13 protein-coding genes and 5 pseudogenes are annotated in these 18,148 nt (G+C 70.3%); 12 read left to right on the top strand and 6 right to left on the bottom strand.

All coding sequences use genetic code 11. The features are described from left to right. Positions 1–120: 120 nt before the first annotated feature. On the top strand, positions 121–1,032 hold the full coding sequence (locus FGL15_RS20135) for a DUF222 domain-containing protein (protein ID WP_138947147.1): 912 nt from the start codon (positions 121–123) through the stop codon (positions 1,030–1,032). A gap of 735 nt (positions 1,033–1,767) precedes the next feature. Next, positions 1,768–2,031, top strand: a pseudogene (locus tag FGL15_RS21635) (TetR/AcrR family transcriptional regulator); the annotation flags it as partial. A gap of 11 nt (positions 2,032–2,042) precedes the next feature. On the opposite strand, the gene FGL15_RS20445 reads toward FGL15_RS21635, so the two are convergent. Beyond that, positions 2,043–2,243, bottom strand: a complete 201-nt coding sequence (locus tag FGL15_RS20445; protein WP_168223259.1) for a hypothetical protein — start codon at positions 2,241–2,243, stop codon at positions 2,043–2,045. Positions 2,244–2,549: 306 nt separating this feature from the next. Here FGL15_RS20445 and FGL15_RS20125 point away from each other — a divergent pair. Both FGL15_RS20125 and FGL15_RS21630 read left to right on the top strand, forming a co-directional pair. Next, positions 2,550–3,058, top strand: a pseudogene (locus FGL15_RS20125) (CarD family transcriptional regulator). 776 nt (positions 3,059–3,834) lie between these two features. Next, a pseudogene (locus FGL15_RS21630) lies at positions 3,835–4,278 on the top strand (siderophore-interacting protein); the annotation flags it as partial. Positions 4,279–4,394: 116 nt separating this feature from the next. On the opposite strand, the gene FGL15_RS20115 reads toward FGL15_RS21630, so the two are convergent. After that, complete coding sequence (locus FGL15_RS20115) at positions 4,395–5,453, bottom strand: NAD(+)/NADH kinase (protein WP_205858660.1); 1,059 nt, start codon at positions 5,451–5,453, stop codon at positions 4,395–4,397. 160 nt (positions 5,454–5,613) lie between these two features. Here FGL15_RS20115 and FGL15_RS21625 point away from each other — a divergent pair, with 160 nt between their 5' ends. After that, positions 5,614–5,946: a hypothetical protein gene (locus FGL15_RS21625; RefSeq protein WP_370281947.1), complete on the top strand. Its 333-nt coding sequence runs from the start codon at positions 5,614–5,616 to the stop codon at positions 5,944–5,946. Further along, complete coding sequence (locus FGL15_RS21620) at positions 5,943–6,386, top strand: alpha/beta hydrolase (RefSeq protein WP_370281945.1); 444 nt, start codon at positions 5,943–5,945, stop codon at positions 6,384–6,386. The genes FGL15_RS21625 and FGL15_RS21620 overlap by 4 nt, the downstream gene beginning before the upstream one ends. Positions 6,387–6,428: 42 nt before the next feature. On the opposite strand, the gene FGL15_RS20105 is transcribed toward FGL15_RS21620, so the two are convergent. Further along, positions 6,429–6,890, bottom strand: a complete 462-nt coding sequence (locus tag FGL15_RS20105; protein ID WP_138944507.1) for a DUF3817 domain-containing protein — start codon at positions 6,888–6,890, stop codon at positions 6,429–6,431. 136 nt (positions 6,891–7,026) lie between these two features. On the opposite strand from FGL15_RS20105, the pseudogene FGL15_RS20100 reads away from it, so the two are divergent. Both FGL15_RS20100 and FGL15_RS21615 read left to right on the top strand, forming a co-directional pair. Then, a pseudogene (locus FGL15_RS20100) lies at positions 7,027–7,859 on the top strand (LLM class flavin-dependent oxidoreductase). Continuing rightward, a complete protein-coding gene (locus FGL15_RS21615) occupies positions 7,784–8,134 on the top strand; it encodes a hypothetical protein (RefSeq protein ID WP_370281944.1) in 351 nt (116 codons plus the stop codon). Before FGL15_RS20100 ends, FGL15_RS21615 begins: the two are co-directional and overlap by 76 nt. 6 nt (positions 8,135–8,140) lie before the next feature. Here the strand turns inward: FGL15_RS21615 and FGL15_RS20095 are convergent, their stop codons facing one another. After that, positions 8,141–9,355: a sensor histidine kinase gene (locus tag FGL15_RS20095; protein WP_138944506.1), complete on the bottom strand. Its 1,215-nt coding sequence runs from the start codon at positions 9,353–9,355 to the stop codon at positions 8,141–8,143. 104 nt (positions 9,356–9,459) lie between these two features. On the opposite strand from FGL15_RS20095, the gene FGL15_RS20090 reads away from it, so the two are divergent. Next, positions 9,460–10,194, top strand: a complete 735-nt coding sequence (locus FGL15_RS20090; protein ID WP_138944505.1) for a response regulator transcription factor — start codon at positions 9,460–9,462, stop codon at positions 10,192–10,194. Positions 10,195–10,221: 27 nt separating this feature from the next. Here FGL15_RS20090 and FGL15_RS20085 read toward each other — a convergent pair. Then, a pseudogene (locus tag FGL15_RS20085) lies at positions 10,222–12,663 on the bottom strand (ATP-dependent DNA ligase). Positions 12,664–12,774: 111 nt separating this feature from the next. Here FGL15_RS20085 and FGL15_RS20080 point away from each other — a divergent pair. From FGL15_RS20080 to FGL15_RS20070, 3 genes are all read left to right on the top strand, one after another. Then, a complete protein-coding gene (locus FGL15_RS20080) occupies positions 12,775–13,755 on the top strand; it encodes a Ku protein (RefSeq protein WP_138944504.1) in 981 nt (326 codons plus the stop codon). A 32-nt stretch (positions 13,756–13,787) separates the two neighbouring features. Next, positions 13,788–14,270 carry a VOC family protein gene (locus tag FGL15_RS20075; protein WP_370281942.1) on the top strand — a complete coding sequence of 161 codons (483 nt, stop codon included), beginning with the start codon at positions 13,788–13,790 and terminating at the stop codon, positions 14,268–14,270. Between the two features lie 91 nt (positions 14,271–14,361). Next, positions 14,362–16,545, top strand: a complete 2,184-nt coding sequence (locus tag FGL15_RS20070; protein WP_138947145.1) for an ATP-dependent DNA helicase RecQ — start codon at positions 14,362–14,364, stop codon at positions 16,543–16,545. Positions 16,546–16,552: 7 nt separating this feature from the next. On the opposite strand, the gene FGL15_RS20065 is transcribed toward FGL15_RS20070, so the two are convergent. Continuing rightward, positions 16,553–18,055, bottom strand: a complete 1,503-nt coding sequence (locus FGL15_RS20065; RefSeq protein WP_138947144.1) for an MFS transporter — start codon at positions 18,053–18,055, stop codon at positions 16,553–16,555. Positions 18,056–18,148 lie beyond the last annotated feature (93 nt).

Below are 18,148 nucleotides of genomic sequence, written 5' to 3'. Positions count from 1 at the left end.
GACCCGCGAAGCCGGTATCTCTCCTCCGGTCCCTGAGCTTGTCGAAGGGCACACGAGGAACTTCCACAGCCGCTCCGACTCAGCATCTGGAATGTCAGTGGTCCGTGATGGACTTGTTCCATGACCGAGACCACCCTCACCGCGATCCGCGTCGGCGACGAACACGCCGCGCAGCTCGCGGAGTTCTCGGACGAGTGGACTGAGATCCACCGACAGCAGGCCTCTTGGATGCACGCAAGGCGCGCCCTGGCCCGCTCTGCCGCCTACGCGGACGCCTTCGCGGACGTCGCGGTCCCGGCAAGCTTTCCGCCGGCTGAGCGTCGGGCGCTGTCCCGCCGGTCGACGTGTGCGGCCCTCGCGATGGCGACCCGGATGCCGGAGCGGACGGTCCAGCGTGCGACGAACGACGCCGAACGCCTCGTCAATGACGCACCAGCCGTGCTCGCGTCGCTCGAGGCCGGCCGTATCTCGGCGCGGCATGCGCAGGTGATCACCGATCAGCTCTGCGACGTCCCGACCGCTGGGCGGGCGGTGTTCCTCGAACAGGTTCTCGTCGTCGCCGAGCGCTCCACGGCCGCTGGCCTCCGCATGAGCGCCCGCGTCCTGCGCGAGCGCCTCCACCCGGAATCCATCACCGCACGAGCAACACGCTCAGAGGCAGACCGCCGGGTCGAGTTCGAACCCGCGGCTGACGGCATGGCGTGGGTGCACCTCTTCACGACAGCGCCCATCGCGCAGGGCATCGTCGAGCGGGTCGAAACGGCCGCCGCGGAATCGCGCAACGCAGGTGACACCCGCACCTGCGCGCAGCTGCAGGCCGACGCCCTCACGGCACTCGCCCTCACCGGAGTAACCCCGGAAGACGTCATGTCGAGCCCGGTGCTCCCGCACCCGATCGAGGGTCCAGGAGCACATCAAGCCGACCGTGCAGATCACGGTGCCGGCGTTGACCATGGCCGGCGTGAGCGACGCCCCGGCCACCTCTATGGCTACGGCCCATCGACCCGGAGACCGCCGCGCGTATCGCGGTGAACGCGCCGAGCTTCACCCGGATCCTCGTCCAGCCGGAAACCAGCGCGGTGCTCTCGTCGGACGCAACCAGTACCGCGTTCCGGCAGACCCCAACGGGCGGTGCGCCTCCGGGACGGCACCTGTCGGGCACCGGGTGCGGTCGACGCGCCAGGGCCTGTGATCTCGATCATTCGGTCGCGTGGGAGGACGGTGGCACCACGGATGTCGGGAACTCGCCTGCCTGTGTCGACATCACCATCGGATGAAGCATCTTCCCGGGTGGAATCTCGACCACGGTCCCGGTGGGGTGCTTGAGTGGACGACACCCGACGGGAAGCACCACCGGACCGAACCCGATCCCGCGCCCTTCTGACCCGTTTTGGTCCCTGAGCCTGTCGAAGGGGTGGGCCCTCGTGGCACTTCGACAAGCTCAGCGACCGTGAGAAGTCTGTCCGCACCGCTTCGGTCCCCGAGCTGTGCCGCACTTCGACAAGCTCAGTGACCGGGAGAGGTGTGCCTGGAACGCTTCGGTCCCTGCGCTGCGCCCTCGACGTGTCGAAGGGTTCCTCGTGGGCACTTCGACAGGCTCAGTGAACGGGCGAGGTTCACTGGGAACGTTTCGGTCCCTGAGCCTGTCGAAGGGCACTCGGGTCGCGCCGCCTCGGTCACCGGGAGAGGTAGCTGGACGCGCTCGCGCCCGAGCCGACAGCTGCTGTCTCGGACAGCTGTCCGAGAAGTCGTGGTACACTGGTGGGAATGCCTCGCACATCAGGAGTTCCCGCCCTCGGTGTCGAGCAGTCCACCACTGAACGTCCCGCTCCGCCGTCGCGCGTCGAGGGGTTCGCTCCCGTCCTCAGAGTGACGGGCGACCCCCGTGCCGAGCGCACCAGGCAGACGATCTTCGACGCGGTCGCCACCATCTCGTCGGCCGGCCGGAAACGCGTGTCCGTCGGCGACATCGTCCGCGTCGCCGGCATCAGCCGAAGCTCGTTCTACGCTCACTTCTCCAGCCTCGACGACCTCACCGCAGCCTACCTGCGGGTGCAGTTCGCCGGCCTTGCCGCCTCTGGCGTTTCGGTGCGTCCGCCGGCGAGTCGCTGGGCAGCGCCGAGCGCGCCCGCGAAGCCTACCGACGCCTCGTCGCCCAGCTCCTCGAAGACGCACCGCTCTATTCGAGCGTGCTCGAGCTCCCCGTCGCCCGCAGCGCGTTCGACGACCTCGTCGGCGAGCATGCCGACACCTCATCGGCTCGCTGCTCGAGCGCACCGAGGTCCCGGTCGGCATCCCGGCGGGCCTGGGTCTCCGCCTATGTCGCCGGTGCACGCTCTCCCTCGTCGACGGCTGGCGCGCGGACGCATCGACGTCTCGGACGACGAACTGGTCGAAGCTTGGTCGCCCTGCTGCCCGCTGGCTGCTCGACGAACGTCCGTCGGCGCGTCACCGCCACCACCGACCCCGACCATCCGGCCGCTGAACCGCCGGAGCACGACGAGCCGGTGCGCGAGTACCGGTGACGACCTGAGAAGAGAAGAGGAACCATGCAGTTCATCGTTGGAGAGACCCCTGGTCTACCCGCACCACGGAGCGGTCACCATCACCGAGTTGTCGAAGGTGACGATCAAGGGTGTCGAGCAGGACGTCATGACGCTTCGCGTGCACACGTCCGAGCTCACCATCAGCTGCCGATCGCGGACGCCGACCTCGTCGGTGTGGCGACGTCATCGACCACGACGGCGTCCAGGCCGTCTACGGCGTGCTCCGCGAGCCGTTCGTCGAGGAGCCGGCAACTGGTCGCGTCGATACAAGGCAACCAGGAGAAGATGGCAGTGGTAACGTCCACCGCGTCGGCGAGGTCGTCCGCGACTGTGGCGTCGCGACCAGGACGCGGCGTGTCGGCCGGCGAGAAGCGCATGCTCCAGAAGGCGCGCCAGGTGCTCGTCTCCGAACTCGCGCTCGCGCAGTCGATGACCGACGAAGAGGCGTCGCGGGCCTCGACGAGGTGCTCGCCTCGTCGATCGCGACCCCCGAGGCCGTCGCAGCCAAGTAGGACCCTTACACGAAGAGCGCCCCGCCGGTTCGGCGGGGCGCTCTTCGTCGTCGTGGAGGGAGCCTCAGCCGCCGGTGTTGCCACTCAGATCGCCAGCAGCCGACGACGGATGGCGATGATGGGCCCGAAGACAGGGCGGCCTTGGTGATCGTCCAGGCACGACTCTCGCGTTCCGGTGCCGGCAGTTCGGCGGGCGACACGTAGACCGGAGCCTGCCCGCGTCGCCGGACGCGCCGCCGCTGAGCTGCAACACCCGCATGTCGTCCACGCTCGTCCGTCGAAGTGGACCTGGCGTTCCTCGTCCGTCGGGTGCGGGTACCAGCCCGGCGTCGGCCTGCGACGGCTTGTCCCGCTGGAACCGCAGCACCCTCGAGTCGCCCAGGCCTCGCCGTCGAAGTGGAGTTCCTTCGTCGGGTCGTCGGGGTGCGGGTACCAGCCTGCGGTCGTAGCCATCCTCAAGTATGACAGCGGGGTCGGGGATGCCGAGACCGTCCGATGGGCGGCAGAATGGAGATAATCATGACGACGACACCGCGACCTCGAGCCCCACGTCCGCAGATCATCCTCGAGGTGGTCGCAGTTCTGGGTCACACCGCACCTCGTGCGCCTCACCTCGGCGGTCCCGGCTTCGCCGACTTCCAGCCCAAGGACGCCACCGACAGCTACGTGAAGATCTCCTTCGCCAAGCCCGAACTCGGCCTCGAGCCGCCGTACGACCTCGCGGCGCTCCGTGAGACGCTGGCACCCGCCGACCTCCCGGTCACCCGCACTACACGGTGCGACGCGTGGACCAGGCGGCGGGCACCATCGACATCGACTTCGTGGTGCACGGCGACGAGGGGATCGCCGGCCCGTGGGCTGCTGCCGCGCAGCCGGGAGACCGCGTCGTGCTCGCCGGCCCCGGAGGCGCCTACCGGCCCGAACCGACCGCCGACTGGCACCTCTTCGCGGGCGACGAGTCGGCGATCCCCGCGATCGCTGCCGCCCTCGAGGCACTCCCGGCGGATGCGAAGGGGCTCGCGTTCCTCGAGATCGGTGGCAGGGACGACTCGTCGACTCGACCACCCGGCCGGGGTGCAGCTCATCTGGGTCGGACGTGCGGCCCGCGACGAATCGACGGCCGCGCTCCTCGCGACCGCCATCAGCGGACACCCGTGGCCCGACGGACGCGTGCAGGTCTTCGCCATGGCGAGCGGGAGTCGATGAAAGCACTGCGCGAGGTGTTCCTCACCCAGCGCGGGCTCGACCGCTCCCAGCTCTCACTCTCCGGGTACTGGGCTACGGACGCACCGAAGACCGCTTCCAGGCGGAGAAGCGCGAACCGATCGGGGTCGTCCTACCGACCTCGTGACGCCGCCCGCCCCGCCCCGGCATCGCGCTGCGGGTGGGTGCGGGACTCAGTGCGAGGGGTCGGCCGGCTTGCTGCGCGTACGGCGGACCCGCGACGGACGCTCGACGCGCGCGCGGATGTCCGGGGGAACGAGGTCGAGCAGCTGATCGGACGCAACGGGAGGTCGAGCAGGCTGAGTTTCATCCGGCCCTTGCGCGAGTGCCGGCTCGGGTCGAGTCGCACGACGTTGGCTGCGTCGCGCACGAGCCGGACGGTCACGACCGCGCCGCTCGCGACATCGGCGAGGACCTGGCCGTCGATCTCGACGGCGGCCTGCTTGGTCGCCGTCCCGATCGAGAACTGCAGGCGCTCCGCCGGCCCGAGGATGAACGAGCGGTCGATGCCCGACATCGGGGCGACCGGCGTCACGACGGTGGCGGCGACGGCGGGGGAGAGCACCGGCCCGCCTGCCGCGTAGTTGTAGGCCGTCGATCCGGTCGGGGTGGCGATCACGATCGCATCGGCTTTGAAGTACCCGTAGGCGGTGCCGTCCACGGCGAGGTCTGCCATGACCACGCCGGTTCCCGGGCGCCGGGCGATGGAGACGTCGTTGAAGGCGAGGAGATGGGCGACCTGCTCACCGGTGGTGATCGTCACCTCGAGGCCGTGGTGCGGTTCGAGGGAGAACTCGTTGTCGCTGACCCGTTGGAGCGCCTCCGCGAGTGCGGCCGGCTCGACCTCGACGAGGAAGCCGACGTTGCCGTAGTTGACGCCGAGCACCGGTGCGGACCGGCCGGCGAGCAGCCGCATCGCCCCGAGCATCGTGCCGTCGCCGCCCATCGCCACGGCGACGTCGACCGACGACGCGAAGGCGTCCTCGTCGAGCAGTTCGACGTCGTCGCCGAGCCGGTTGGCCTCCGCGCGGAGTCCGACGAGGCGCGCGCCATGTTCGAGCTGCCATGAGCGGAGGATGCGGACGGAGTCGTCGATGTTCTTCGTCGGGTGCGTGATGAGGCCGATCGTCATCGACGGCCCGGTGGGGTGCTTCGTGCGAGTGGTGGTCACCCGTCGAGCATAGGCCGATCGCCTGACAGCGCGACCGGGACCCGGGCATCCAGGGGGCGGCAGCGTGGCTCAGGACCGCCGCGCGCTGGGCCGGGTTTGGGATACTGGAGGGAGCCGGTCCGCCGTGATCCTCGCGGGGCTCGGAGCGTGGAGGAACGACATGAGCGATGTGACCGAGCACCCTGGCCGACCACGGCGGGCGGGGCGGTTGAAGCCGATCCTCATCGGAATCCTCTGCGCGGTGCTCGTCGTCGTCCTCGGGTTCGTCGTCTGGACCCAGATCGTCATGCAGGGCACTCGTCCCGCAGCACTCACGGTGTGGGAGAACCCGGCGGTCTCCGTCACCGACGTCGGCGACGCGGTGGTCCTCGCCCCGACCGCGGACGCCGAGCGTCCGGCCTCCGGTACCGGTCTCGTCTTCATCCCCGGGGCGAAGGTCGACCCTACGCCTATCTGTACAAGCTGTCCGGCGTCGTCGAGGAGGCCGGCGTGACCGTGGTCATCACGAAGCCGACGCTGAACCTGGCGTTCTTCGACCAACGGCCGCTGGAGACGTTCACCGCCGCCGCCGCGGACGTCGACACCTGGTTCGTCGGTGGCCACTCACTCGGTGGGGTGCGCGCCTGCCAGCTCGCGGAGGATCCCGCAGTGACGGGTCTCGTCCTGTTCGGGAGCTACTGCGCGAACGACCTCTCCGGCTCGGCCCTCGAGGTGCTGAGCCTCGCGGGGAGCGACGACGGACTGAGTACCCCGGATAAGGTCGCCGACGCGCGCGTCCGGCTGCCCGCTGACGCGACGATGATCGAGATCGACGGGGCGAACCACGCGAGCTTCGGTGACTACGGAGTGCAGCCCGGTGACGGCTCGGCGACGATCTCCAGCGATGAGGCCCGCTCCGAGATCACGCGGGATCTGGTCGAGCTGCTCGGCTGAGCGGAGGGGGTGGGCCCCCGTGTGCAGCAGGGATCCTGATGATCAGCCCTTCGGGACCGGCGGCCCGACGACGAGCAGGGCCGTGAAGACGGCGACGACCACGAGGCCGCCGACGACCACGAGCAGGATCGGGTGTCGGACGAGCCAGCGCGTCAGGCGGTCGAGGACCCGCTGGTCGCGCGGGTCGGCGCCCGCCTCACGGCGCCACGCCCCGTCGAGTCGGCCGGTGCGGTCTGCCCAGAGGTCGAAGGGGATGGTCGCGTACGGGACGACGGCGCTCACGAGGCCCACGAGGATCGTGCCGATGGGCCAGCGCTGGTTGATCCCGATGAGCAGGACCGTCGCGCCGTAGACGAGGAACACGAAGCCGTGCAGCGCGCCACCGATGCTCACGCCGACGTCGGTCGTCTTCGTGACGTACTTGAGGATCATCCCGATGATGAGGAGGGTCCAGGTGATCGCCTCGGCGATCGCGATCAGGCGGAAGAGGCGGCGCGGCGACACAGGGGCTCCAAGGCTCGGGGTGCAGGTGTTCCAGCTTGCCAGGGACGGCTGAGAGGGTGCTCCCAGCGGGCGTCCGGTTCTGCCACCCTGGGTGGATCGGGAATACCCGTCGGAGCGACGAGGTTCACCGATATGTATGCAAACACATACAATCGCCGTGAGAGCCCGCGGCGAGCCACACGACGTTGGAGAACCCATGACCACACCCCTCGAGTTCGGCATCGACACCTTCGGTGACGTCACGGTCGACGCCGACGGCGCACCACTGTCCCAGGCGCAGGTCCTGCGCAACGTCGTGGAGCAGGGCGTCCACGCCGAGGCGGTCGGCCTCGACTTCATCGGGGTGGGGGAGCACCACCGTGAGGACTTCGCGGTCTCGTCACCCGAGGTCGTGCTGGCGGCGATCGCGGCCCGCACCGAGCGCATCCATCTCGGATCCGCCGTCACGGTGCTGAGCTCCGACGACCCGGTGCGCGTCTACCAGCGGTTCGCGACGCTCGACGGCATCTCCGGAGGGAGGGCCGAGGCCATCCTGGCCGCGGATCCTTCACCGAGTCGTTCCCGCTCTTCGGGTACGAGTTGTCGCAGTACGAGGAGCTCTTCGAGGAGAAGCTCGAGCTGTTCGTCGCCCTCCTCGAGCAGGAACCGGTCACCTGGTCGGGCAAGACGCGCGCGCCGCTCCGGGAGCAGTCGGTCTACCCGCGGGTGGAGCATGGGAAGCTGAAGACGTGGGTCGGTGTCGGCGGAAGCCCCGAATCGGTCGTGCGGACCGCTCGGTACGGCCTGCCGATGATGCTGGCCGTGATCGGCGGTGGACCGCTGCGGTTCGCCCCTTCGTCGACCTCTACCACCGCGCACTCGCGCAGTTCCAGCTGCCGACCCAGCCCGTCGGCATGCACTCGCCCGCCCACATCGCCGAGACCGATGAGCTCGCGCAGGAGCAGCTCTGGCCGCACTACCGGGCGATGATGGACCGGATCGGCCGCGAGCGGGGCTGGAGCCCGATGACGCGCGGGCACTTCGAGCAGGAGGCAGGCCCGGAGGGTGCGCTGTTCGTCGGTTCGCCCGAGACGGTCGCACGGAAGGTCGCGACCGCGGTCGACGGCTTGGGGCTGTCCCGCGTGGATCTGAAGATCAGCAACGGTTCGCTGTCGCACGGGCACCTCATGGACAGCATCGGTCTGTACGGCTCCGCGGTCGTCCCGCGCGTCCGCGAACTGCTGACCGAGACCTCGACCGCCTGATCCGGTTCAGCGGATCGCCGGCGAGCGGTAGGGCATCGTCAGCGTCAGGACGGTGCCGCCGGTCTCGTCGTCGGGGGCAGGGCCGACCCTGAGGGACCCGCCGAACGCGCCGGCCCGTCGATCCAGCTGCAGCAGGCCGCCGGAGGGTTCGGCGTCGTCGCGGAGACCGGAGCCGTTGTCGACGACGCGCAGCTCGACGGCGCCCGCCATCGTCCCTCGCCGCTCGGTGGCGGGTGACGAGACCCGGAGGTCCACGACGAGTCGGTCGGCTGCCCCGTGGGTCAGCGCGTTCGTCACGCCCTCCTCGAGCGTGCGGACGACGACCGCGCGCTCCGCGGTCGTGAAGACGTTGTCGATCGGGTCGTCGAGGAGCCGGAAGTCCGGCGAGACGTCGAGACTGGTGGTGATCGACGGGGGGAGCCGTTGCAGGATCGCCCGGATGCTCGGGGCGATCCCGACCTCGAGCAGCGGCGGCGACAGGAGCCGGCTGAGTTCCCGCACGTCGCGCTCGCGCACGGTGCGGAGTTCCTCGCCGAGCGACCGCAGGGTCCTGGCCGCATCCGACCCGACGTCCGGGCCGCCCTGTTCGAGTGCTGTCGTGACGGACGCGAGCTGGGCGCTGATGAGGACGAGGTGCTGCTGCAAGGTGCCGTGCAGGCCTTCCGCGACCTCCCGCTTCACCCGCAGCTCCTCACCCTGCAGGGATTGGAGGGCGAGGTCGGCCCGGTGTCGCTGATCGGCGTGTGCGCGCTCCTCCTCGCGGGCGCGTCGCCGGGCGGCGCTGAGGCTGAACCCGAACGTCGCGCAGACCGCCAGGGCGAGCGTCGTCGTCCCGGCTTCGACGATGACCGTCTGCAGGCTCGGGTCGCGGTACACGCCCAGCAGGAGCTGGAGTCCGCTGCGCAGCAGCCCCGTCAGCATCGCCACGAGGAGGACGCCCGCGAGCACCTTCGGGCGCCACCATTCGTGGAGCGACGGCCCCCACCTCGACCACAGCAGGAGTGCGAGCACGAGGATCGCCGCGCTCAACGAGACGAGGTTGGCGGTGACCCGTTCGGCGAGCATGCCACGTGTCCCACCCGGGGCGACCCAGGTGTAGATGTAGACGCTCTGGAAGGACACCGCGAGTCCGAAGACCGCGGCCATGGCGCCACTGGCCGTGATGAACGCCCGGCTGTCGCTCCAGCGCTCAGCGCGAGCGGTCCGGGCCTCCTGGGTCATGGCTCCATTCTGACCTGCCGTGCGCGCCACCGCCGACATCGACGTGCGGTTGCTCGGGAGCTTCCCCCTCGGTCGTTCCCTGGTCGATCCGGGATACTCGGAACATGCACCACCAGTCGCACTCCGACCCGTCGCCCGCCGCGCTGTCCACAGTCGGTGATGCGACGACGGCCGCCGCGACCACCAGGCCGCTGCGTGTCGGCGTGATCGAGGATCAGCCGCTGCTCGGCGGCATGCTCGCCGAGCTGCTCGAAGGGGCGCCAGGCGTGGAGTTCGTCGGGCGTGCCGGTACGGTCGCCGAGGCCCGCAGGCTGTTCCTCCCGGGAACGGTGGACGTGCTGACCATGGACATCGAGCTGCCCGACGGCAACGGGGTGAGCCTCGGCGTCTCCCTCCGCCGGGCGCAACCCGGCCTCGGTGTCGTCCTGCTGTCCGCCTACGACCTCATGGACATGCTGCTCGAGATGCCGGCGGACGTCCGCGACGGGTGGAGCTACCTGTCGAAGACCTCGTCACTCACGCGCGAGATCCTCCTCGAGGCCATCCGGGTCTCCGCGCGTGGCGAGACGATGCTCGATCCCGAGCTCATCGACCGGACCAGGCCCAGAGCGGGGTCGAGTCTCGAGTCGCTGACCGACCGGCAGTACGCCGTGCTGCAGCTGCTCGCGACCGGTCGTTCGAACACGGGGATCGCGACGAGGCTCGGGATCGCGGAGAAGTCCGTCCAGAACCACCTCACGGCGATCTACGCGGCGCTCGGGATCGAGCACGACACCTCGAGCAACCCACGGGTCTCGGCCGTCCTCGCCCTCCTCGCCGAGTCCGGCCGCTTGTCCTGACGGGACGTCCGTGGTCGATGCTCGGGCTCAGCGTCCGCGGTCCGGCGCTTCGAGGTCGTCCACGGTCCGATCGGGGCGCCATCCGCGCCAGACCGGATGCCTGAACCGCCCGTCCGGTGTCCACTCGCTGAAGCGGACCTCCCGATGAGGACCGGTTCCACCCAGTTGGCGTCGGCCGCATCGGCCGGCGGGACACCCACGAGTGTCGTCGATGCCCGACCCAGCCGTTCGAAGCGGAGCGCGGTCGCCGCCAACTCCCGGTCGCTGAAACCGCTTCCGACCCGCCCCGCGTAGTGCAGCAGCCCATCCGAGCCCGGCACCCCGAGCAGGAGCGACCCGATCCCACCTGAGCGCCCGCCCCGACCGGGACGCCAGCCGGCCACGACGACCTCCTCCATGCGTTCGTGCTTGAACTTGACCCAGGTGCTGCTGCGCCGGCCCGGCCGGTAGCGGCCGTCGAGCTCCTTCGCCATCACCCCCTCCAACCGCAACCCGCGACTCACCTCGAGCGCATCGTCGAGCGAGCCGTCGATCGTCGGCGGCACCTGGACGACGGTCCCGGATCGGATCGTCCGCTCGAGCAGCTCGCGACGCTCACGGTAGGGCAGTTCCGTCCGATCCGTGTCGTCCAGCGCGAGCAGGTCGAACAGCAGTAGCCGGACCGGCGTCCGACGGCGCTCCCGTTCGATGTCCCGCTCCGCGGTGAGCTGCATCCGACGCTGCAGCAGCGAGAAGTCGGGACGGCCGTCAGACCCCGACGCCACGATCTCGCCGTCGAGGACGACCGCACGGCCGGCGAGCGACGCCGCGAGTTCCTCGACCACCTCCGGGTACGCCGCCGTGAGGTCCTTGCCGTTCCGGCTCGACAACCGCACCCGCCCCGTCGAGCCGTCGACGCTCGCGATCGCACGGATGCCGTCCCACTTCATCTCGAACGCCCAGGAACCGTCGTCGACCAGCTCGCCGGGTGCCGCGACACTCGCGAGCATGGGGGTGGGGATCCCACGGGGCCGTGCGACCGGGGGAGCCGGCGGGTCACCCGGGGCGCGCATCCGATGGATGAGCCACGACGGCGCCTCCCGTCCCGTCCCGCCCGCGGTCCGGATGAGTGCGAACCGCATCGGCCCGCCGAGCGCACCTCCCGCCCTGCCGTGCAGGGTCCCGATGACCTCGTCGTCGCGCCACTTCTCCAGCTCGTAGGTGCCCGCGTCCCAGATGGTCACCTCGCCGGCCCCGTACTCCCCGGCGGGGATCGTCCCCTCGAAGCTGCCGTACTCGATGGGGTGGTCCTCCGTGCGCACCGCAAGATGATTGCTGCTCGGATCCGTCGGCACCCCTTCGGCAGGGCCCACGACACCAGCACGCCGTCGTGCTCGAGTCGGAAGTCATGGTGGAGCTTCCTGGCGTCGTGCCGCTGGATCACGAACGAGGGCGGCGCCCCGGCAGCGGCAGGCGACGGCGGTCCGTCCGGGACGGGCTCGGGCGTCCGCTCCGCATCCCGCTTCCGCCGGTACTCCACCAGCCGGTCCTCGTGCTCCGACGGGCGGATCGTGATCGACGGACGCGGATCGCCGAGCACCCGCAACGGGTCCTCACCGTCCGCCAGACGCTCGAGCACCGCAGAGAACTCCAGCTGCGCCAGCCCCGGATCGTCGAGCTCCTCCCACCGGCGGGGAGCCGACACCGTCGGCCGCGACCGACCCCGCAACGAGAACGGCGCGATCGTCGTCTTCGACCCGTTGTTCTGGCTCCAGTCGACGAAGACCTTCCCCGTGCGTCGCTGCTTCGACATCTCGCTCACCACGAGACCCGGCTCGTCCGCGGACAAGGCCCGCGCGAGCTCGTGCGCCACGAGCGACACCTCCTCGGAACTCTGCCGACCGTCCAACGCCGCGTACAGGTGGATCCCCTTGCTCCCACTCGTGAGTGGAACCGGATCCAACCCCATGTCCACCAACACCGCCCGAGCCAGGCCCGCGACCCCCGCGCACTCGGCGAGGGACACCCCCTCGCCCGGATCGAGGTCGAGGACGAGACGGTCGGGCGGACGGCGCTCGCCGGATCGGCCGAACCGCCACTGCGGCACGTGCAGCTCGAGCGCACCCAGCTGCGCCAGCCACGTGAGTGTCGCGAGATCGTCGACGATCGGGTACTCGTTCGTGTGATCGCTGTGCTCGAGGGGGAGCCGCTGGACCCAGTCGGGAGCCGAAGCACCCAGGTCCTTCTGGAAGAACCCGACTCCGGCGACGCAGCCGTCCCGACGCCGTGCACCCAGCGCTTCCGGGTCACCGGCCGATCGGCGACGTGTGGGAGGAGGTGTTCGGCGACCGCGGCGTAGTAGGCGAGGACCTCGGCCTTCGTCGTGCCGGTCTCGGGGTACAGCACCTTGTCGAGATGGGTGAGTTGGATCCGGCGTCCGTCGACGTCGACCCACTGCGTCTGCGCGCCGCCACCGTTCGTCCTCGCCATGGCGATCAGCCTGCCGCCCACGGGCGTCAAGGGCTAGCCCTTGACGACGTTCCGGGTGTCTACTGGTCACCACGACAGCGCGGGCGGATCCGCCGGCGGACGGGAGCGGTCATGCGCGCGATCTGGAAGGGTGCGGTCACCTTCGGCCTGGTGAACGTCCCGGTGAAGGTGTACAGCGCCACGGAGGACCACGACGTCTCGTTGCACCAGGTCCACGACGCCGACGGCGGGCGCATCCGGTACCAGCGCAAATGCGAGGTCTGCGGCAAGGTCGTCACCTACGACCACATCGACAAGGCCTACCAGGACGGCGAGCAGACGGTCGTCCTCACCGCCGACGACCTGGCGTCACTTCCCGAGGAACGCAGCCGCGAGATCGAGGTCGTCGAGTTCGTGCCGAGCGACGACCTCGACCCGATCATGTTCGACCGCAGTTACTTCCTCGAACCGGACTCCTCCTCGTCGAAGGCCTATGTCCTCCTCCGGCGGACGCTCGAGGAGACCGACCGCACGGCCATCGTGCGGTTCGCCCTCCGCCAGAAGACACGTCTCGGCGCCCTCCGGGTGCGCGAGGACGTCATCCTCCTGCAGACCCTGCTGTGGGAGGACGAGGTCCGCGAGGTGCGATTCCCGGCCCTCGAGGAACGCGTCCGCATCTCCGCCAAGGAACTCGAGATGTCGGAGGCGCTCGTCGAGTCCTTCTCCTCCCGCTTCCGCCCGGACGCGTTCGTCGACGAATACCAGGCACAGCTCCGGAAGCTCATCGACGCGAAACTCGAGCAGGGCGACGCACTCGACACCGCCGCCACCTTCGGCGAGCAGCCCGAACCCGACGACGACACGGGCGCCGAGCCGATCGACCTCATGGAGGTGCTGCAACGCAGCATCGAACGGCAGCGCGGCACGACCGGCGCGAAGACGGCGAGTGGAGCGAAGCGATCCGGCGCCGCCAAGCCCGCAGCGAGGAGTGGCTCGGCGAAGGCCGGTACCGCGAAGACGGGTACCGCCAAGACGAGCGGCGCGAAGACCGGTACCGACAAGACCGCGGCGTCGAAACCGTCGACCGCGACGAAACGCAAGAAGAGCGCCTGAGCGACGACGCCCGGGCTGAGAGGGAGCACGACATGATGGAGCACCGCGTCACCCCGTTCCTCTGGTACGACTCGCAGGCCGAGGAGGCGGCGACCTTCTACGTGTCACTGTTCCCCGGCTCCCGGATCACCTCGGTGAGCCGCTACCCGGAGGGCGGCCCCATGCCGGCGGGCCAGGCGATGGTCGTCGAGTTCGAGCTCGAAGGACTCCCCGTCAGCGCGATGAACGCCGGGCCCATCTTCTCGTTCACCGAGGCGTTCTCCTTCTCCGTCAGAGCCGACACCCAGGACGAGATCGACCGGCTCTGGGACGCCCTCATCGCCGACGGCGGTGCCCCGAGCCAATGCGGCTGGCTCAAGGACCGCTGGGGACTGTCCTGGCAGATCGTGCCCGGCATCCTCGCTGAACTGCAGAACGACCCCGACCGGGAACGCGCGGCACGAGCCATGCAATGCATGATGGGGCAGACCAAGCTCGTCATCGCCGAACTCGTCGCCGCTGCGGACGGTCGGTAGCGGCTCCTCCACAGCCGACCAACCGACGGGACACCGCCCCTCCGAGACGCCGGCGCAGTCCACCGTCAGCAGCTCCTGACAGACTTGCCGCATGTCCCACCCCAGTGCTCCCACCCCCGCCCACCTCGAACCAGCCCCCACCGGAACGGTCGCCGAGGCGACGGCGGCGCTCGCCGCACTCACGGGCGTTCCGGGGGCCACGTTCCACGACGGTCAGCTCGAGGCGATCCTCGCGCTCGTCGACGAACATCGTCGTGCGCTCGTCGTCCAGCGCACCGGTTGGGGCAAGTCCGCCGTCTACTTCATCGCGACAGCCCTCCTGCGCCGACGGGGCGCCGGGCCGACGCTGTTGGTCTCGCCGTTGCTCGCGCTCATGCGCGACCAGGTGGCTGCAGCCGAGCGTGCCGGCGTGCGCGCGGTGGCGATCAACTCGGCGAACGCACACGAGTGGGACGACGTCCGGGCGCGGCTGGAGGCCGACGAGGTCGACGTCCTGCTCGTGTCACCCGAGCGGCTCAACAATCCACGCTTCCGCGATGAACAGCTCCCGACCCTCGTGGCCCGCGCGGGCATGCTGGTGGTGGACGAGGCGCACTGCATCTCCGACTGGGGACACGACTTCCGACCCGACTACCGGCGGCTCGCCGAACTGATCGGGCGCCTCCCGGCCGAGGTCCCGGTCCTGGCGACTACCGCGACGGCCAACGCACGCGTCGTCCGCGACATCGCCGAGCAGCTCACCGCACCCGGCGCCGCAGGCTCCCACGGAGCCGAAGTGCTCACCATCCGCGGCTCGCTCGCGAGGGCGTCCCTCCGGCTCGGCGTGCTCCGGCTGCCGGAGTCACGGGACCGCCTCACCTGGCTGCTCAGCCACCTCGGCGGGCTCACCGGGTCCGGCATCATCTACACGCTCACGGTGTCCGCCGCGGAGGACACCGCGCGGCTGCTGCGCGAGGCCGGTCACGAGGTCCGGGCCTACACGGGCCGGACCGATCCCGACGAACGCGAGGAGTCCGAGCGGCTCCTCAAGGAGAACCGCCTGAAGGCGCTGGTCGCGACGAGCGCGCTCGGCATGGGGTTCGACAAACCGGACCTCGGGTTCGTCGTGCATCTCGGCGCTCCGTCCTCGCCGGTCGCGTACTACCAGCAGGTCGGCCGTGCGGGCCGCGCCACCGAGCACGCCGACGTCCTGCTCCTGCCCGGAGCGGAGGACGAGGAGATCTGGCAGTACTTCGCGACCGCGTCGATGCCGGACGAAGCGCGGGCCACCGCGGTCCTCGACGCACTCGACAGCCAGCCGCGGTCCACGCCCGCGCTCGAGGCGCTCGTCAACCTGCGCCGCACACCCCTCGAACTCCTCCTCAAGGTGCTCGACGTCGACGGCGCGGTCCAGCGGGTGGCCGGGGGATGGGTGTCGACCGGCCAGCCGTGGGTCTACGACCGGGAGCGGTACCGGCGGATCGCCGAGGCCAGGGTGGCGGAGCAACAGGCGATGCTGGCCTACGAGCGGGGTGACGAGTGCCGGATGCTCGTGCTGCAACGTGAGCTCGACGACGCGAGCGCGGTGCCCTGTGGCCGGTGCGACCGGTGCGCCGGGCCCTGGTTCCCCACCGAACTCGACAGTGCGGCGGCCGCCTCCGCGTCGGAGGCGCTCGGACGGGTCGGCGTCGAGCTCGAACCGCGGGCGCAGTGGCCCACAGGAGCCGACCGCCTCGGCGTCACCGCCGACGGCTCAGCGGTGAAGGGACGCATCGCGCTCGAGGACCGCCTCGAACCCGGGCGCGCCCTCGCTCGGCTCACTGACCTCGGCTGGGGCGGTGTGCTGCGAGAGCTCTTCGCCGCGGGCGCACCGGACGCTCCCGCCTCCCGCGCGGTCATCGACGCGAGTGTCCGTGTCCTGGCGGATTGGCCGTGGACGCAGCGCCCGGCAGCCGTGGTCAGTGTGCCGTCACGGTCGCGTCCGCAACTGGTCGACTCCGTGGCGAGGGGCATCGCGTCGCTCGGGCGACTGCCGTACCTCGGGGAGCTCGACCTCGTCGGCGACGGTCCGCGCGGTGGTCCCGGCGGCAACAGCGCCTACCGCCTGGCCGGCGTCTGGGACGCCTTCAGCATCGGATCCGAGCTCCGGGCGCAGCTCGCAGCGTTGGAGGGTGCACCGGTCCTGCTCGTCGACGACCGCGCCGACAGTCGGTGGACGCTCACCGTCGCCGGTCGCGCGCTCCGCCGCGCCGGATCCGGACCGGTCCTCCCGTTCGCGCTCGGGATCGTCGGCTGATCGCCCGTCAGCCCTCGTGGAGGCTGGAGCGGGTGTCCTTGGCCAGGTGCCGCGGCAGCAGGATCGTGCAGACGAGCCCGACGACGGCGGCTGCAGCGCAGATCGCGAAGCTCAGGCGGAAGGCGTCCGCACTGGGTGTCGTGACAGCTCCGTCGGTGACGACCTGGGAGGCCAGGATGGCGCCGATCACCGCACTCGCGATCGTGGAACCGAGCGTCCGCATGACGGAGTTGAGTCCGTTGGAGGCCGCCGTCTCGCTGGGCGGGACGGCACCCATGATGAGCGTCGGCATGGCGGCGTAGGCGAACCCCACCCCGAAGCCGACCGCGGTGGCCGTGAGCACGGTGTGCCAGACCTCGGTCATGAGTCCGATCGCGATCGCGTAGCCGACCGCGATGATCGCGATGCCGATGAGCAGGCTCAACCGGGCGCCCTTCGCCGCGGTCAGCCGCGCGGCGACCGGCGACATCGCCCACATGATGAGACCGCTGGGCATGAGGCAGAGGCTCGCGATGAGCATGTTCTGCCCGAGACCGACCCCGGTGCCGACCGGTGCCTCAAGGATGCCCGGGAGGACGACCGTGCTCCCGAAGAACGCGAAACCGACCGTGATGGATGCGAGGTTCGTGAAGAGCACCGTCCGTCTGGCGGCGATCCGCAGGTCGACGAGCGGACTGGCGGACCGTACCTCGAACCATCCCCAGAGCAGGAGCACGACGACGCCGCCGATCAAGCAGCTGAGGGTCCCGACGCTCGTCCAACCCCACTCGTTGCCTTTCGAGACGGCGAGGAGGATGGGGACGAGTCCCGCGGCGAGACCGATCGCGCCGATCCAGTCGAAACCGCCTTCGCTCCGGAGGGTGCTCACCGGGACGAAGCGTGCGACGAGGACGAAGCCGATGAGCCCGAGGGCACCCGCGACCCAGAACAGCACGTGCCAGTCCAGGTACTGCGAGATCACGGCGGAGATCGGGAGACCGACGGCACCACCGATGCCGAGCGTGGCACTCACGAGCGCGACCGCGGGGCCGAGCCGCTTCGCGTGGAGCACGTCGCGCAGGATGCTGATGCCGAGCGGGATCACGCCCATCGCCATCCCCTGGAGGGCCCGGGCGACGATGAGCGGGACGATCGTGGACGAGAAGGCGGCGAGCACCGAACCGGCCATCATGATCCCGAGCAGGACGAGCACCATCCGTCGTTTGCCGTAGAGGTCGCCGAGCCGACCGGCGATCGGGGTCGCGACCGCGGCCGACAGGAGCGTCGCCGTCACGACCCACATGCTGTCGGAGGCGTGCACGCCGAGGATCGTGGGGAGCGACGGCACGAGTGGGCTGACGAGCGTCATCATGAACGCCGCGACGAGACCGGTGAAGGCGAGGCTCGTGACGACCGCCCGCTCCGGAAGTGGCTTGCTGAGTGCCGCCCGCTCCTCGTCGCTGAGCCAGGACTGCTCGGCCCCGGCCTGGTCCTCGTCGTGGTCGTCGGGCTGCGCTGAATCCTGCGTCACGGGTCCTGTTCCTGTGGAGAGTCGATGCGGCCGAGGCCACTCGGAGTCGAACACCGTCCGTCGGTGCGGTATTCCCAGCTCGGCCGGGCCGAT

The organism is Plantibacter sp. M259 (assembly GCF_006065115.1).
GTDB classification, from domain to species: domain Bacteria; phylum Actinomycetota; class Actinomycetes; order Actinomycetales; family Microbacteriaceae; genus Plantibacter; species Plantibacter auratus.
Note: the sequence above shows the minus strand (reverse complement) of the source record. Positions and strands in the feature narration are given on the sequence as shown.

What these genes read in the sequence shown, in the direction of transcription:
- FGL15_RS20080 (WP_138944504.1), top strand. Translation starts at nt 12,775, where the DNA reads ATGCGCGCGATCTGGAAGGGTGCGGTCACCTTCGGCCTGGTGAACGTC.
- FGL15_RS20090 (WP_138944505.1), top strand. Translation starts at nt 9,460, where the DNA reads ATGCACCACCAGTCGCACTCCGACCCGTCGCCCGCCGCGCTGTCCACA.
- FGL15_RS20445 (WP_168223259.1), bottom strand. Translation starts at nt 2,243, where the DNA reads ATGCTCGCCGACGAGGTCGTCGAACGCGCTGCGGGCGACGGGGAGCTC.
- FGL15_RS21625 (WP_370281947.1), top strand. Translation starts at nt 5,614, where the DNA reads ATGAGCGATGTGACCGAGCACCCTGGCCGACCACGGCGGGCGGGGCGG.
- FGL15_RS21615 (WP_370281944.1), top strand. Translation starts at nt 7,784, where the DNA reads ATGCACTCGCCCGCCCACATCGCCGAGACCGATGAGCTCGCGCAGGAG.
- FGL15_RS20135 (WP_138947147.1), top strand. Translation starts at nt 121, where the DNA reads ATGACCGAGACCACCCTCACCGCGATCCGCGTCGGCGACGAACACGCC.
- FGL15_RS20095 (WP_138944506.1), bottom strand. Translation starts at nt 9,355, where the DNA reads ATGACCCAGGAGGCCCGGACCGCTCGCGCTGAGCGCTGGAGCGACAGC.
- FGL15_RS20075 (WP_370281942.1), top strand. Translation starts at nt 13,788, where the DNA reads ATGATGGAGCACCGCGTCACCCCGTTCCTCTGGTACGACTCGCAGGCC.
- FGL15_RS20070 (WP_138947145.1), top strand. Translation starts at nt 14,362, where the DNA reads ATGTCCCACCCCAGTGCTCCCACCCCCGCCCACCTCGAACCAGCCCCC.